The organism is Ponticaulis sp. (genome assembly GCF_029210165.1).
Lineage (GTDB): Bacteria > Pseudomonadota > Alphaproteobacteria > Caulobacterales > Hyphomonadaceae > Ponticaulis.
The window spans coordinates 2,363,597-2,376,892 of the sequence record NZ_JARGNT010000001.1; the positions used below are offsets into that span (position 1 = coordinate 2,363,597).

12 protein-coding genes are annotated in these 13,296 nt (G+C 55.9%); 6 read left to right on the forward strand and 6 right to left on the reverse strand.

The genetic code is table 11. The features are described from left to right. Positions 1-5: 5 nt before the first annotated feature. The 5 genes from P1U45_RS11480 to P1U45_RS11500 all read right to left on the reverse strand — a co-directional run bounded on the left by P1U45_RS11480 (position 6) and on the right by P1U45_RS11500 (position 4,106). Entirely contained in the window at positions 6-785 is a 780-nt protein-coding gene (locus P1U45_RS11480; RefSeq protein ID WP_301059193.1) for an SDR family oxidoreductase, read from the reverse strand. A 69-nt stretch (positions 786-854) separates the two neighbouring features. Further along, the gene (locus P1U45_RS11485) at positions 855-2,135 is read right to left on the reverse strand and encodes a TolC family protein (RefSeq protein WP_301059194.1); all 1,281 of its coding nucleotides are present in this window, start codon (positions 2,133-2,135) and stop codon (positions 855-857) included. After that, positions 2,132-2,335, reverse strand: coding sequence for a DUF2892 domain-containing protein (locus P1U45_RS11490; protein ID WP_022695142.1), 204 nt, complete (start codon positions 2,333-2,335; stop codon positions 2,132-2,134). Before P1U45_RS11490 ends, P1U45_RS11485 begins: the two co-directional genes overlap by 4 nt. 20 nt (positions 2,336-2,355) lie before the next feature. Next, the gene (trxC, locus tag P1U45_RS11495; protein ID WP_301059195.1) at positions 2,356-2,811 is read right to left on the reverse strand and encodes a thioredoxin TrxC; all 456 of its coding nucleotides are present in this window, start codon (positions 2,809-2,811) and stop codon (positions 2,356-2,358) included. 23 nt (positions 2,812-2,834) lie between these two features. After that, positions 2,835-4,106, reverse strand: a complete 1,272-nt coding sequence (locus P1U45_RS11500) for an FAD-dependent oxidoreductase (protein ID WP_301059196.1) — start codon at positions 4,104-4,106, stop codon at positions 2,835-2,837. 146 nt (positions 4,107-4,252) lie between these two features. Between P1U45_RS11500 and P1U45_RS11505 the strand changes: the two genes are divergently transcribed. From P1U45_RS11505 to P1U45_RS11530, 6 genes are all read left to right on the forward strand, one after another. Beyond that, on the forward strand, positions 4,253-4,612 hold the full coding sequence (locus tag P1U45_RS11505; RefSeq protein WP_301059197.1) for a rhodanese-like domain-containing protein: 360 nt from the start codon (positions 4,253-4,255) through the stop codon (positions 4,610-4,612). Beyond that, the gene (locus tag P1U45_RS11510; RefSeq protein WP_301059198.1) at positions 4,596-5,582 is read left to right on the forward strand and encodes an efflux RND transporter periplasmic adaptor subunit; all 987 of its coding nucleotides are present in this window, start codon (positions 4,596-4,598) and stop codon (positions 5,580-5,582) included. Before P1U45_RS11505 ends, P1U45_RS11510 begins: the two co-directional genes overlap by 17 nt. A 4-nt stretch (positions 5,583-5,586) precedes the next feature. Continuing rightward, positions 5,587-8,865: an efflux RND transporter permease subunit gene (locus tag P1U45_RS11515; RefSeq protein ID WP_301059199.1), complete on the forward strand. Its 3,279-nt coding sequence runs from the start codon at positions 5,587-5,589 to the stop codon at positions 8,863-8,865. Further along, positions 8,865-9,182, forward strand: coding sequence for a metalloregulator ArsR/SmtB family transcription factor (locus P1U45_RS11520; protein ID WP_033232407.1), 318 nt, complete (start codon positions 8,865-8,867; stop codon positions 9,180-9,182). Before P1U45_RS11515 ends, P1U45_RS11520 begins: the two co-directional genes overlap by 1 nt. 35 nt (positions 9,183-9,217) lie before the next feature. Beyond that, on the forward strand, positions 9,218-10,408 hold the full coding sequence (gene glp, locus P1U45_RS11525; protein ID WP_301059200.1) for a gephyrin-like molybdotransferase Glp: 1,191 nt from the start codon (positions 9,218-9,220) through the stop codon (positions 10,406-10,408). A gap of 85 nt (positions 10,409-10,493) precedes the next feature. Then, complete coding sequence (locus P1U45_RS11530) at positions 10,494-12,245, forward strand: acyl-CoA dehydrogenase (RefSeq protein WP_301059201.1); 1,752 nt, start codon at positions 10,494-10,496, stop codon at positions 12,243-12,245. Between the two features lie 44 nt (positions 12,246-12,289). On the opposite strand, the gene P1U45_RS11535 is transcribed toward P1U45_RS11530, so the two are convergent. After that, positions 12,290-13,285, reverse strand: a complete 996-nt coding sequence (locus P1U45_RS11535) for an aldo/keto reductase (RefSeq protein ID WP_301059202.1) — start codon at positions 13,283-13,285, stop codon at positions 12,290-12,292. Positions 13,286-13,296 lie beyond the last annotated feature (11 nt).

A 13,296-nucleotide genomic window follows, 5' to 3' on the forward strand; every position in this document is an offset into this window, starting at 1 on the left:
GCCTCTTAGAGCGGGGAGAGCGTGTGGCCACCATCCACCGTGATGGTGGTGCCGGTCATATAGGATGCAGCGTCCGAGGCGAGTAACACGAGCGCACCATCCAGTTCCTGATAGTCACCAAAGCGGCGCATCGGAACGCGTTTGGCCATGCGTGCGCCTGCTTCGCTTTCCAGATAGTCGGCGTTGATGTCGGTCTTGTAATAGCCAGGCGCGATTGCATTCACGCGGATGCGGTGGCGTGCAGCTTCCACCGCCATGTTTCGGGTCATGTGGTCTACGGCAGCTTTTGAAGCCGAATAGGCTACGTTCATCATGGCAGGTTTTTGCGCGGTGATGGATGCGATATTGACGATAGAACCGGGCTGGCCTGCTGAGATCAGCGCATTGGTTGCCGCTTTGGCCACGCGCCAGACGCCATTGAGGTTCGTCTCGATGACGGACTGCCATTCGTCTTCAGGCGTTTCATGGAACCAACTCGCCTGACCAATCCCGGAATTGTTGACGATAATATCGGCCGGACGTCCAAACTCCGCAGCGATGGCAGAGAAGGCGTCATCTACAGATTGTGGAGACGTGACATCCATTGCGACGCTGAAGGCTTTGCCACCAGCATCGACAAGTTCGGTCTCAAGCGCTTTTAGACGATCAAGACGGCGTGCAGCCAGAATAACAGTCGCGCCCGCCTCGGACAGCGTCCTCGCAAAGTGCTCACCTAGACCGCCCGATGCACCAGTCACCAGCGCAAGCTTGCCGGAAAGGTTTAGTCTGTCTGCGAGTTTCGTCATGTGTCGCTCCCTGTCATCTGTGCGATACAGATGACAGAGCTTGGCGACTTAATCCACACTCACGTGGCGTTAATTGGAAACGGCGGTTTCGAGATCGTTGGAGAGGCTCAAAAGACGGGCCTCTGCGATCTTAAGACTGGTTTCTGCCTGAATGCGGGCGATCTGCGCATCACGGAAGGCATTTTCCGCATCCAGAGCATCTACGAGTGTTCGAAGACCGGCCTCATGCTCACGCAATGCGCCTTCCGCTGCGAGGCGTGCTGCACCTTCGGCGCGGCTTGCAGCTGACACGGCGAGGCGTCGGGCCTGAATGTCGCCCCAGAGGCCGCTCACAGCTTCCCGAAGCATAAGTTCCGCGTAGCGTACGTCAGCCGTGGCCTGAGAACGCGCTGCCAGAGCTTCACGTTCGCTCGCCTGACGCATGCCGTTTGTGAAAAGCGGCATTTCAACAGTTACGAAGGCGCCCACGTCGCTGATCGGATCTTCAAAGAAGAAGAACATATCCTCGCCATGTGTGGCGCGGGCACGTAGGGAAATGCTTGGGCCGAAACGTGCACGGGCTTCTTCCAGACGTGAGCCTGCAACGCTCTGCATGGAGCGCGCGGCTTCAAGATCGGAGTTCTGAATGAGAACGCGGTTCAGCGCTTCATCGAAGGTCGAAAAGCCGGTCTCGGACAGGGAGAACTCACCTACCGGATTGGCATCCGCAACACCGGTAAGACGAGAAAGCCGGGCAGTGGCCGCAGCAAGCTGGGCGCGTGTCGCTTCAAGCTGGGCCTGAGACGAGGCAAGCCGGGCTTCCGTCATCGCGACATCTGTCCGTGTGACCTGTCCCTGATCAAATCGTGCCTGCGTTTCCTGAAGGCGCATGTCGAAGGTTTCAACGCGCGCTTCGGCAACGTTCAAAACCTGCTCTGCCAGCCAGGCGTGAGCGAAAGCTTCGAAGGTTTGAAGAATGGTCTTTTCGCGCTGGCCAGTAAGTTGGCTGCGTGCGGCGTCATACTGAAAATCGGCCGCATCCACGGCTGCCGGGTTGGCACCGGACGAGAATACGTTCCATTCAGCCTGAAGACCAACGGAACGCGGTACCTGCGTAATGCTGTCAGCGGTAAAATCAGTTTCCAGCGCTCCGACTTCTGCGCGAATGCCTGCTTGCGGTCCAAGCCCTGCGCGCGCCATGTCGCCGCCTGCTGTGGCGCGGGTCAGGCCGGCTTCTGCGCGTTCAATGCTCGGATCATTCAGAAGCGCTCGCGAGATTGCTTCTTCAAGCGTTACCGGAGATGCCACTGCCGTAGAAGAAAGAAGGGCGGCCAGAATACCAGCCAGCCCCAGTCGGGAGGATTTCATCATTTGAAAGCGCAGCCTGATTTTACACCGAGAGCTTTGAAGATCATCGCCGCAGGGCAAAAGCCGGTGAAGGCAGCCTGGAACATGTTGAGGCCCGCAAAGGCTGTTAGCAGGAACCAGTAAGGTGACACGTAATAGCCGAGCGCGAGGCTTGCGAGGATTACGACACCAGCGAAGGCGAAAATTGCACGATCAAGATTCATGACGTTTACTCTTTCAGTAATCAGCCCTGTGGGATGCCGAGGGTTTGCCCGGTCCACGCCATGAGCTGTGGTTTCTGCATGGCACCAGACTGGATGCCAGCCTGTTTGCCGCCTTTGAACGCGATGAGGGTCGGGATGCCGCGAATATTGAAACGACCGGCAGCCTGTTGGTTCTCATCGGTGTTGAGTTTGAAAAAGCGCACCTGATCGCCGAGAGCCTCGGCGGTCTGGGCATAGGATGGCGCCATCATGCGACATGGTCCACACCAGGGTGCCCAAAGATCAAGGACATACATGCCTGTGTCCTTTGCCATCAGTTTGGACAGCGTGGCACCGTCAATGTCGCGGGGCTTTTTCGTAGCAAGCGTGACACCGCATGTGCCGCATTTGCCCTGAGAAAGTGCCTTTCCAGCCGGTACACGGTTCAGCTGTCCGCACTCAGTGCAAACGAGAGTATGTGAAGTGGCTGTCGTCATGGTCGGAAAGGCCTCCTTTCGGCCTATTTGAGCTTATGAATTTTCAGAATGCTGAGCGCGGCATTCTCGTAGAATGTTTCAGACTTGCCTGATTTGATCTTCTTCAGGAAGTATTTCTCGAAGGCGATCTTGGCAGTGTGAACCCATCCGCCAGCCATTGACCAGTTGACGTTTCGTGGCGGAATTTGAGGCTGCGCAACGAACGCGACGCCGCCATCGCCAAAGTCTGCGATACAGATCGCATTCCATGTGGCCTCGTGCGTCGGCTCTTTACCGCGCAGGATTTCGCCGAGGTTTTCAGCTGTTGCTGTGACCATAGACTCAATCATGAAGCCGGTTTTTGGTACGCCGACAGGAACTGGCGTCTGTTCGACTGGTGGGATAGCGATACACACGCCAATGCCGAAGATTTCCGGATATTTCGGGTTACGCTGGTGTTTATCCGTCAGGATAAAGCCGCGAGGGTTAGAGAGACCTTCAACGTCGCGCACAGCAGGAATACCGCGGAAGGCAGGAAGCATCATGGAGAATTTCATTGGCAGCTCATGCTCTTTCTTGAGCGTGCCGTCTTCGTTCATTTCTTCCACGATCATCTTGTCCGCTTCGACGCGTTTGACCTTTGCGTTGCAGATCCAGTTGATGTGACGCTCACGCATCTCGCTTTCGAGAAGGCCTTTGGTATCGCCGACGCCCCCAAGGCCCAGATGGCCAACATACGGTTCAGATGTCACGAACGTCATCGGAACCTTGTCACGCACCTTACGTTTGCGCAGCTCAGTCTCAATAATCATCGCTGTTTCATAGGCCGGGCCATAACAGGAGGCGCCCTGAACGGCGCCTACGATTACAGGACCTGGGTCGTTGCAGAGTTCTTCGAAGGCTGCATAGCCTGCCGTGGCGTGATCGATATGGCAGACTGATTGAGTGTGGCCGCCATGCGGACCGAGGCCTTCGATTTCGTCGAACGCGAGCTCAGGGCCTGTAGAGATGACCAGATAATCGTATTCGACTGATGAGCCATCTTCCATGCGAACGCATTTGGCTTCCGGATCGACTTTGGCGGCTTTGCCAACGATGAAGTTGATCTTCTTCTTTTTCATAGGTTTGACGAGATCGACAACAATGTCTTTGCGCTCTCGCCAGCCGACGATGACCCAGGGGTTAGAAGGAACAAACTGGTAGAAGTCATACTCGTTGATGACGACGACTTCATCTTCGCGGCGAGCCGCATTTCGAATCTCGTATGCGGCGATGACGCCACCGAGTCCTGCACCTAAAACAACAATTTTGGCCATCTCAGCCTCCCAAAAATTATGTTTTGCATTATTTATAAAATCATAATATTAGAAAGTGTGCAATATGTCGCATATAAGATTATGCTAAACTGAGGCAGATAAGGGTGTAATTATCGAATGGTGCCTCAGAAAATGGGAGTAAAATGATGAGTGACGGACGCGATCTGCCGCCAACAGACATTTTTGAAGACCTCAAAGCGCAGAAGATTCTGCTCGTGGATGTGCGTGAACCAGCCGAGTTCGCAAACGAGCGTGTTCATGGTGCGCTGCTTCATCCGCTCTCTACCTTTGAACCAAAAGCGATCCCGACTGGTGGTGAGCGCCGTGTCATCTTCCAGTGCGGTTCTGGCAAACGCTCTCGCATGGCGCTTGATATGTTCATGAAAGAAACCGGCGCTGATGCTGCTCACATGACTGGTGGTATAGGCATGTGGAAGACCCACAATCTTCCGGTCGTAAAAATCAATCCAGCTACAGGTCAGGTACAAGATGCAGGCCGTTACTAAATTTGCTGCGCTGGCGACGCTGATTGCTGTCGCCGCGCCTGCTGCCCTCGCGCAGAATATTACTGTCGAAGAGATGACTGTGGTCGACTACCGTCCGGTGATCGCGCGCATCGAAGCAGGTGACGTCGCGACGGCACGTTCGCGCCTTCAAGGCGTTGTGTCGCGTCTCAGCATTGATGAAGGTCAGGTTGTTGAGGCGGGCGAACTTGTTGCGCTTGTCACCGACGACACAATCGGCCCGGGCCTCGCGGCTTTCGATGCACGTATTGCGGGCCTTCAGTCACAGATTTCGCAAGCGGAAGCGGACCTCGCGCGCAATGAAGCGCTGTTCGAAGACGGTTTCTTTCCGCGTGCGCGTCTGGACGAGCAACGTACAGCGCTCGAAGTTCTGAACCGTAACCTTGCTTCTGCGCAGGCTGAACGCCGCGCGCTGGCTGCACGTCAGTCTGAGGGCCGCATTCTGGCTCCTGCTGATGCACGCGTAACTAGCGTGAATGTGGTTGAAGGCTCTGTCGTGAACCCGGGCGAGGTGATTGCAAGCTTTGCGACGCTGAACGGTGTTGTGCGCCTGTCATTGCCAGAGCGTCATGCCTCTCAGGTTGCTGAAGGTGAGACGATTTCTCTGCGCCAGCCATCGCGTGGCAACGAAGTCCAGTCGGCGACCATCATTACGGTCTATCCTGAACTGCGCGACGGCGCGGTTGTGGCGGACGCGACAGTGCAGGGCGGTCTCAATGCGCTGGTAGGTGAACGGGTAGACGTGCTTGCGCCTGTCGGTGAACGCCGCGCAATCCGTATCCCTGCTGAATATGTGTCCACGCGCTATGGCGTCGATTTTGTGCGCGTTGAGGTGGGTGAACGTTTCGTCGATGCGCCTGTCGCGCTCGCGGCGCCTCTTGGCGAAACTGAAGGCTATTACGAAATCCTGTCCGGTCTCCGCCCAGGCGACGTAATTACGATGCCGGAGTAAGATTATGAAAGCGGATATTTCCGGTTCAATCACCAAAGCGACGATCCGTTCGCCGCTTACACCGCTCTTCCTCCTGTCAGCTCTGGCTGTCGGGTTGATCGCGCTTCTGACGATCCCGCGTGAGGAAGAGCCTCAGATTTCTGTGCCGATGGTAGACATTATGGTGTCTGCTGCGGGGCTTCGCGCTGCCGATACGGTTGAGCAGGTCACTGAACCGCTCGAACAGATCATTATGGCGATCCCGAATGTCGAGCATGTCTATTCGCAATCGCGAGATGATGGTGCGCTGGTAACGGCGCGCTTTGACGTTGGCACCGATGCCGACGACGCTATTTTGCGTGTCCACGAGCGTATTCGCGCAAACATCGACCGCATTCCGAATGGCGTGCCTATGCCGCTGGTCGTTGGTCGCGGCATTAATGACGTTCCGATTGTCAGCCTGACCCTTTCTCCTGAAGAGTGGACGGGCAGCGTCTGGTCCGACACGAGTCTTCGTATGATCGTGGACGAGCTTCAGCGCGAGCTGATGAAGGTCGATGAAGTTGGCCTGACATATGTTGTCGGCGGGCGTCCTCTTGAGATGCGCGTAGAGCCGGACATTCAGGCGCTTGCCGCTTATGGTGTGCCGCTTCAGACGCTTGTTCAGTCGGTTCAGCAAGCAGCTGCCGCGCAGCCTGTCGGCACAGCCCGTCAGGAAGGCCAGAGCGTTATTGTTCAGGCCGGTGACCGGGTGAACTCTGTTGCAGAGCTGGAGCGTCTGGAGCTTCCGGGCACGGGTGGCCGAAGCGTTTATCTGTCTGATGTTGCGACAGTCCGTGTCGTCGGTGAGGAGACCGAAGACCGCGTCTGGACGCTTGAACGCCATGAAGGCGCTGACGAGTTTGATGCGCGTCCTGCGGTGACGCTCGCGCTGGCGAAACGTCCGGGTGCGAATGCGGTGAATGTAGCCGAAGCGATTCTGCACCGCGTTGACGAGCTCACGGGCACGCTCATTCCGGAAGGAGTGCGCGTAGAAGTCACGCGTAACTATGGTGAGACTGCGAACCACAAAGCGAATGAGCTTCTGTTCCACCTCGGTCTTGCAACAGTTTCTATCGTTGTTCTGATCGCGTTTGCGATTGGCTGGCGTGAAGCCCTGGTGACACTGATCGTTATCCCGACAACCATTCTGCTAACGCTGTTTGCCTCACTCATGATGGGGTACACAATCAACCGCGTGAGCCTGTTCGCGCTTATCTTCTCGATCGGCATTCTGGTCGACGATGCGATTGTCATCATCGAAAACATTGCACGTCACTGGGCGATGAAGGATGGCCGGACACGTGTGAAGGCGGCCGTGGATGCGGTTGCCGAAGTTGGTAACCCGACCATCATCGCGACGCTTACAGTTATCGCTGCTCTTCTGCCTATGATGTTTGTGTCCGGTCTTATGGGGCCATATATGGCGCCAATTCCGGCGAATGCGTCTGCAGCGATGATGTTTTCATTCTTTGTCGCGGTCGGCATTGCACCCTGGCTGCTCATGAAGATTGCGGGCAATGCAAAGCTTGCTGATCATGGGCATGACGAACACGCCGAGACTCGTATCAGCAAATTCTATCGGGCTGTGGCTGGACCTATTGTGAAGTCGCGAACGACTGCATGGACGTTCCTTCTGATCGTCGGCGTGACGACGCTGGCCTCTATGAGCTTGTTTGCTTTCAAGGCTGTGCCGGTGAAACTTCTTCCGTTTGATAACAAGTCTGAGATCCAGATTGTTCTCGATCTGCCGGAAGGTGCATCTGTTGAAGATACCGAACGGTCACTCTTTGCGCTGGCTGATGCGATCCGCGGCGTACATGAGGTTGAGACGATTCAGGCTTATGCAGGCACGGCAGCGCCGTTCAACTTCAATGGCCTTGTGCGTCACTACTTCCTGCGCAACTCTCCGGAGCTTGGCGATCTACAGGTCAATCTGTCTGAGAAAGAACACCGTGACCGGTCCAGCCATGAAGTTGCTCTGGAGCTTCGTCACCTCGTTCTCGATGTACCTCTTCCTGAGGGTGCAAATGTAAGTGTTGTGGAAGTGCCACCTGGTCCGCCGGTCATCGCGACTCTGATGGCAGAGATTTATGGCCCAACGCCGGAAGCACGCCGTCAGACGGCGGGCATTGTGCGTGGCTTCTTTGAAGAGACAGACTTTATCGTGGACGTGAACGATTCAATCGGTTCGCCAGCACCGCGTCTGTCTATCTCTGTCGATGAACCACGTGCGGCCGATTATGGCGTGATGCAGCAGGATATCCTCGACACGGTCGCTTTGGCGTTTTCCGGTCAGACTGTTGGCGTGAATCCGCGCGGCGAGGGCCGTGATCCGCTGAACATCAATATCCGTCTGCCACGTGCCGAGCGCGCATGGACGCAGGAGATCGGTGCGATCCCTGTTCCGCGTCGCATGGGCCAGCCGGGTGTTGCGCCTGTGGAGCTGGGTGCTCTGGTGAATGTTTCCGAAGAAGTGGGGTCTCCGCTTATCTTCCGCCGGGATGGCTATTTCACTGACATGGTGATGGGCGAACTTGCCGGTCGTTATGAGGCACCAATCTACGGCATGTTCGAGATTCAGGACCTCATCGCGGAATATGACTGGGAGGCCGTCGGTCTCGAGGCACCAGCTGTACGTATGTATGGCCAGCCGGAAGATGAAACCCGTCCGACCATTCTTTGGGATGGTGAATGGGAGATCACATATGTGACCTTCCGTGACATGGGCATGGCTTTCGGTGTCGCTCTGGTTGGTATCTACATTCTGGTAGTGGCCCAGTTTGGTACGTTCCGCGTGCCATTGATCATCCTGACGCCGGTTCCTCTGACGCTGATCGGTATCATGATCGGTCACTGGTTGTTCGGCGCGGCCTTCACGGCGACATCTATGATCGGCTTTATCGCGCTCGCGGGCATTATCGTGCGGAACTCTATCCTGCTGGTGGACTTCGTGCGTCATCGCACCGACGCGACCACGCCTCTGAAAGAGGTGCTGCTTGATGCCGGAGCGATTCGTTTCAAACCAATCGTGCTGACTGCACTTGCGGCTATGATTGGTGCAGCAGTGATCCTGACTGACCCAATTTTCCAGGGATTGGCGATTTCACTGCTGTTTGGACTTGCATCTTCTACTGCGCTTACTGTTCTGGTAATCCCTGCAATCTATATTGCTCTGCGGGGACCAGAGTGGCTGCCGCCTGAAGCTAAAACCGATGATGGCGATGGCGCAGAGATGATGGTTACAGAGGAGCGTTTTTCCTGATGACAGTATTGCATCCAGACTCAAAGGAAGCCTTTGACGTGGTTTCAGACCGCATCAATGAGGCGTCTGAAGTGCTGAAAGCTATGGCCAGCGAAACGCGGCTGAAGATTCTCTGCGCACTGAGTGGTGGTGAGTTGTCTGTGAACCAGTTGGTGGAACTGACAGATCAGTCCCAGTCTGCTGTATCCCAGCATCTCGCCAAGCTGCGCGCAGCCGGGCTCGTTGAGTCCCGCCGCGACGCGCAAACGATTTTCTACCGCTGCAGCGGTGGCATTGGTAAGGCTCTGGTTGACACATTGTGTGGCTTCTACGGATAACAATCTGAGATTTCAGATCGTTTCCGGAGCTTTCCTTGATCGACAGACTTGAAGCGCTGGCGCATATTAGCGCCAGTGCCGTTCGTACCCGGTCCGAGACCATCCCACTGGCTGAAGCCGTTGGGCGTACGCTTTCAGCACCCATTCTCGCTAAACTTACGCAGCCTGCGTCGAACATGTCTGCCATGGACGGCTATGCCGTGCGTGATGCCGATTTTGTGCAAGGCAAAACGCTGAAGCTGGTCGGAGAGGCGCCCGCCGGGCACCCGTACAAAGGTAGTCTCGGTGAAAACGAATGCGTCCGCATCTTTACCGGTTCAGTCGTGCCCGATGGTGCAGACCGTATCGTCATGCAGGAGAACGTGAGTCGTGAAGGGGACGCCGTCACGCTAACGGAGCCAAAGTCGCCCAGCCTGCATATTCGTCGTGCTGGTATAGACTTCTCTAAGGGCGATGAGCTGATCGCGGTCGGAACCCGCCTCACACCACGCCATCTTTCTATTATTGCGGCCGCCAACCACGGATCGGTTGATGTCTATAGACGCCCGAAAGTGGCAGTGCTGTCGAATGGGGATGAGCTGCGCCTGCCGGGCAGCGTGCTGTCTGAAGGCCAGATCATTGCGTCGAATGGATATTCGCTCTGCGCGCTCATCAATGCATGGGGCGGAGAGGCTATCGATCTGGGTGCGGCACCTGATGATCGCGCCGAAATCGCGAGGCGGATTGAGAGCGCAGGTGAGGTCGATCTATACGTGCCAATTGGCGGCGCATCTGTCGGTGACCATGATCATATGAAGCCGGTTTTCCAGTTACTCGGTTTCGAAGAAGTCTTCTCCAAGATCGCGATCAAGCCGGGCAAGCCGACCTGGCTTTTCAAGAAGGGGGATACGCGTGTTCTGGGGCTGCCCGGAAACCCTGCTTCGGCGCTGGTCTGCGCTCATATTTTTCTGAAACCGCTTGTCCAGACAATGATCGGCGCGGAGCTATCAGAAGGCTGGATGAATGTGGTTCTGGCAGAAGATATTCCTGCGAACGGCCAACGAGAGACATTTATGCGCGGGCATCTCGCATATGATGACGATGGACGACAGATTGTCGTGCCCGCGGGAAATCAGGACTCCTCATTGCTCAGCCCGTTTATCCACGCGGATGTTCTGATCCATCGTCCATCAGCAGACCCTGCGATATCATCAGGCGATAAGGTGTCATGCCTTCGTCTCGATTGACGTTGCGTCATGCATTGATCTTTCGCGTCGGCTGGAGAAGTTAGCCTAAAAATAAATATGACTTCTGGGATAGAAGGACGATTGAATGATCACCCCACGTACGATCGATGATATTTCGAGTATTCTGACGCAGGTCACGCAGATTGGTGACATGAGCGCTGAGGCGTTTCCCGATTTTGATGCTGATCTAGTCGCCCCCGTTCTTGAAGAAGCTGGAAAGCTCTGCATGGACGTTCTGGCGCCGCTCAATCAACCCGGCGACAAGACCGGCGCACGCCTTGAGAACGGGCAGGTCTACTCAGCTCCCGGCTTCAAAGACGCGTATAAAGCCTTTCAGGAAGGCGGCTGGATGGGCATGCCATTTCCAGAGGCGTTTGGCGGGCAGGGACTACCGCGTACGCTGGCCGTTGCCGTGATGGAAATGGTGCAGGCGTCCAACATGTCGTTCAGCCTGTGCCCAATGCTGTCTTTCGGTGCGATTGAAGCGCTGCTCGAGCACGGCTCGGATGAACAGAAAGCGCTTTATTTGCCAAAGCTCATTTCCGGAGAGTGGACTGGCACAATGAACCTCACCGAGCCTCAGGCAGGCTCTGATGTAGGTGCGCTGAAAACGAAAGCTGTACCAAATGATGACGGCAGCTTTGCCATCTCGGGCCAGAAGATTTACATCACCTGGGGCGATCACGACCTGACGGACAATATCGTCCATCTGGTGCTGGCGCGCCTGCCAGATGCGCCATCGGGTTCGCGCGGTATTTCGCTGTTCCTCTGTCCTAAATATCTACCGGATGCCAATGGCGAAGCTGGTGAGCGCAACGGCGTTACCTGTATTGGTCTTGAGCACAAACTCGGTATCCACGCGTCTCCAACCTGCGTCATGGAATACGACGGAGCCAAAGGCTGGCTTATCGGCGAGCCAAATAAGGGCCTCGCGGCCATGTTCACCATGATGAACTCGGCGCGTTTGCAGGTCGGCATTCAGGGGCTAGCCCAGTCAGAGGCGGCCTACCGCGTCGCTCGCGATTTTGCGGCTGAACGCAAGCAGGGGCGCGCTGAAGGTGTTGAAGGTTCTGCTCCGATCATCAACCACCCTGATGTTCAGCACATGCTGCTCCAGATGCGTGCCCGTACAATGGCGGCTCGCGCGATCTGTTACGAGTGCGCGAAATCCAGCGATATGTCGGTGGCCGGCGGAGACGATGCTGACCGCAAGCTTGCAAAAGAGGTCGAAGAAATCCTGACACCTATCGCGAAGTCATGGTCGACTGATGTCGGTGTTCTGTCTGCCAGCCTTGGTGTGCAAATCCATGGCGGTATGGGCTTTATGGGCGAAACACTTGCTTCGCAGCTCTATCGGGATGCGCGTATTGCGCCAATCTACGAAGGCACAAACGGCATTCAGGCCATAGACCTCGCCACGCGGAAGCTCGGCCTTTCTGGAGGAGAGGCTATCCCGCGCCTGCTTGAAAGCTTTGACGCGAAGTGTTCGGAATTTGAAGCATCAGGCGATGCTGATCTGAAACGCCTTGCCGTCCATCTCGCTGCGGGGATTAAGGCGCTTCAAGATGTGACCTCATGGATGAAAGAAACTGACATGGACACCCGTCTCTTCGGTGCGACGGCATATCAGGAGATGTTTGGCCGTGTGGCTGGTGTCACGTATCTGGCGCGTGGAGCCATGTCCGCAAAGGATGTGGGTTCGAATTCGGCGGCAGATCTGGCGGGGCTGGCGCTCTTCCTCGCGGAAACAGATCTCGGCGATATTGCTGGCTGGGCCGTACGCGTTCGTTCGGGCGAAGCGATGGGCCGTCAAAAGCGAATGGATTTGCTTTCATAGAGGAAGAAAGGGCGCCTCATCGGGCGCCCTTTTCGTATCTGAGGTCAGATATAGTCCTCAGTATCAATGGTCTTCCGCATCGCTTCCGGATAGCGATGCCCTGATACAGTGCCTTGATTGATCAGCTTTCCAGCCTTGCCCAGAATGTCATCAGAGACGCTTAGTTCCAATGTGGCGAAGTTTTCTTCCAGATGAGGAATTGAGCCTGTACCCGGGATAGCGTGAACATGCTCGCCCTGTGACAGGACCCAGTAAAGTGACAATTGAGCAGGTTTGACGCCAGTCTCTTCGGCCAGGGCTTCAAACGCTGTGATCAGTTTCTGGTTCTTCGGCCAGTGTTCTTCAGTGAAACGCGGATGGTTTTTGCGAAGGTCCTTCTCCAGCAGCTTTGCCGGATTGGATACAGCGCGAGCCAGCGCGCCACGTGCAACAGGAGAGAACGCCACGAAGGCAGTGCCTGTTTGCTTGCATGTCTCGAGAACGCCTAGCTCCGGGTTGCGTGTCCACAATGAGTATTCGGTCTGCATGGCAGCGATTTGCGTAACAGATGCTGCTTGGCGCAGCGTATCAGCCGACATTTCTGAAAGCCCGATTGCGCCAATTTTTCCTGCAGCTTGCATATCGACGAGCGCGCCAACACTGTCCTCAATCGGTACGTTGAAATCGCGACGATGAAGGTAATAGAGGTCGATATAATCGACACCGAGAGTCGAGAGGCTGGTGTCTACAGCCTTCTTTACCGTCTCTGGTTTGCAGTCGATCACGCGGCTTGGTCCATCGACATTGATGCCGCATTTGGATGCCAGAAGCACTTCATCGCGACGTGTCTTTAAAACGCGCGAGAGCAGGGCTTCATTGTGTCCGAGACCATAAAGACGGGCCGTATCGAGATGGTCGTAGCCGAGGTCGATGGCGCGGTTCAGAAGTTTGACACCGTCATCTTCACTCGGAAGCGGCAGGTAGGCCTGACTGAGTGACATGCAGCCCAGCCCAATCGGTTTCAGCTGCTTTCCGGCTATTGAGCGAGAGGTGAACGGCATGAATGTCTCCT

Coding starts and splice junctions, on each gene's coding strand:
- P1U45_RS11480 (WP_301059193.1), bottom strand. CDS start 785: ATGACGAAACTCGCAGACAGACTAAACCTTTCCGGCAAGCTTGCGCTG.
- P1U45_RS11500 (WP_301059196.1), bottom strand. CDS start 4,106: ATGGCCAAAATTGTTGTTTTAGGTGCAGGACTCGGTGGCGTCATCGCC.
- P1U45_RS11510 (WP_301059198.1), top strand. CDS start 4,596: ATGCAGGCCGTTACTAAATTTGCTGCGCTGGCGACGCTGATTGCTGTC.
- P1U45_RS11515 (WP_301059199.1), top strand. CDS start 5,587: ATGAAAGCGGATATTTCCGGTTCAATCACCAAAGCGACGATCCGTTCG.
- P1U45_RS11530 (WP_301059201.1), top strand. CDS start 10,494: ATGATCACCCCACGTACGATCGATGATATTTCGAGTATTCTGACGCAG.
- P1U45_RS11535 (WP_301059202.1), bottom strand. CDS start 13,285: ATGCCGTTCACCTCTCGCTCAATAGCCGGAAAGCAGCTGAAACCGATT.
- P1U45_RS11505 (WP_301059197.1), top strand. CDS start 4,253: ATGAGTGACGGACGCGATCTGCCGCCAACAGACATTTTTGAAGACCTC.
- trxC (WP_301059195.1), bottom strand. CDS start 2,811: ATGACGACAGCCACTTCACATACTCTCGTTTGCACTGAGTGCGGACAG.
- P1U45_RS11520 (WP_033232407.1), top strand. CDS start 8,865: ATGACAGTATTGCATCCAGACTCAAAGGAAGCCTTTGACGTGGTTTCA.
- P1U45_RS11485 (WP_301059194.1), bottom strand. CDS start 2,135: ATGATGAAATCCTCCCGACTGGGGCTGGCTGGTATTCTGGCCGCCCTT.
- P1U45_RS11490 (WP_022695142.1), bottom strand. CDS start 2,335: ATGAATCTTGATCGTGCAATTTTCGCCTTCGCTGGTGTCGTAATCCTC.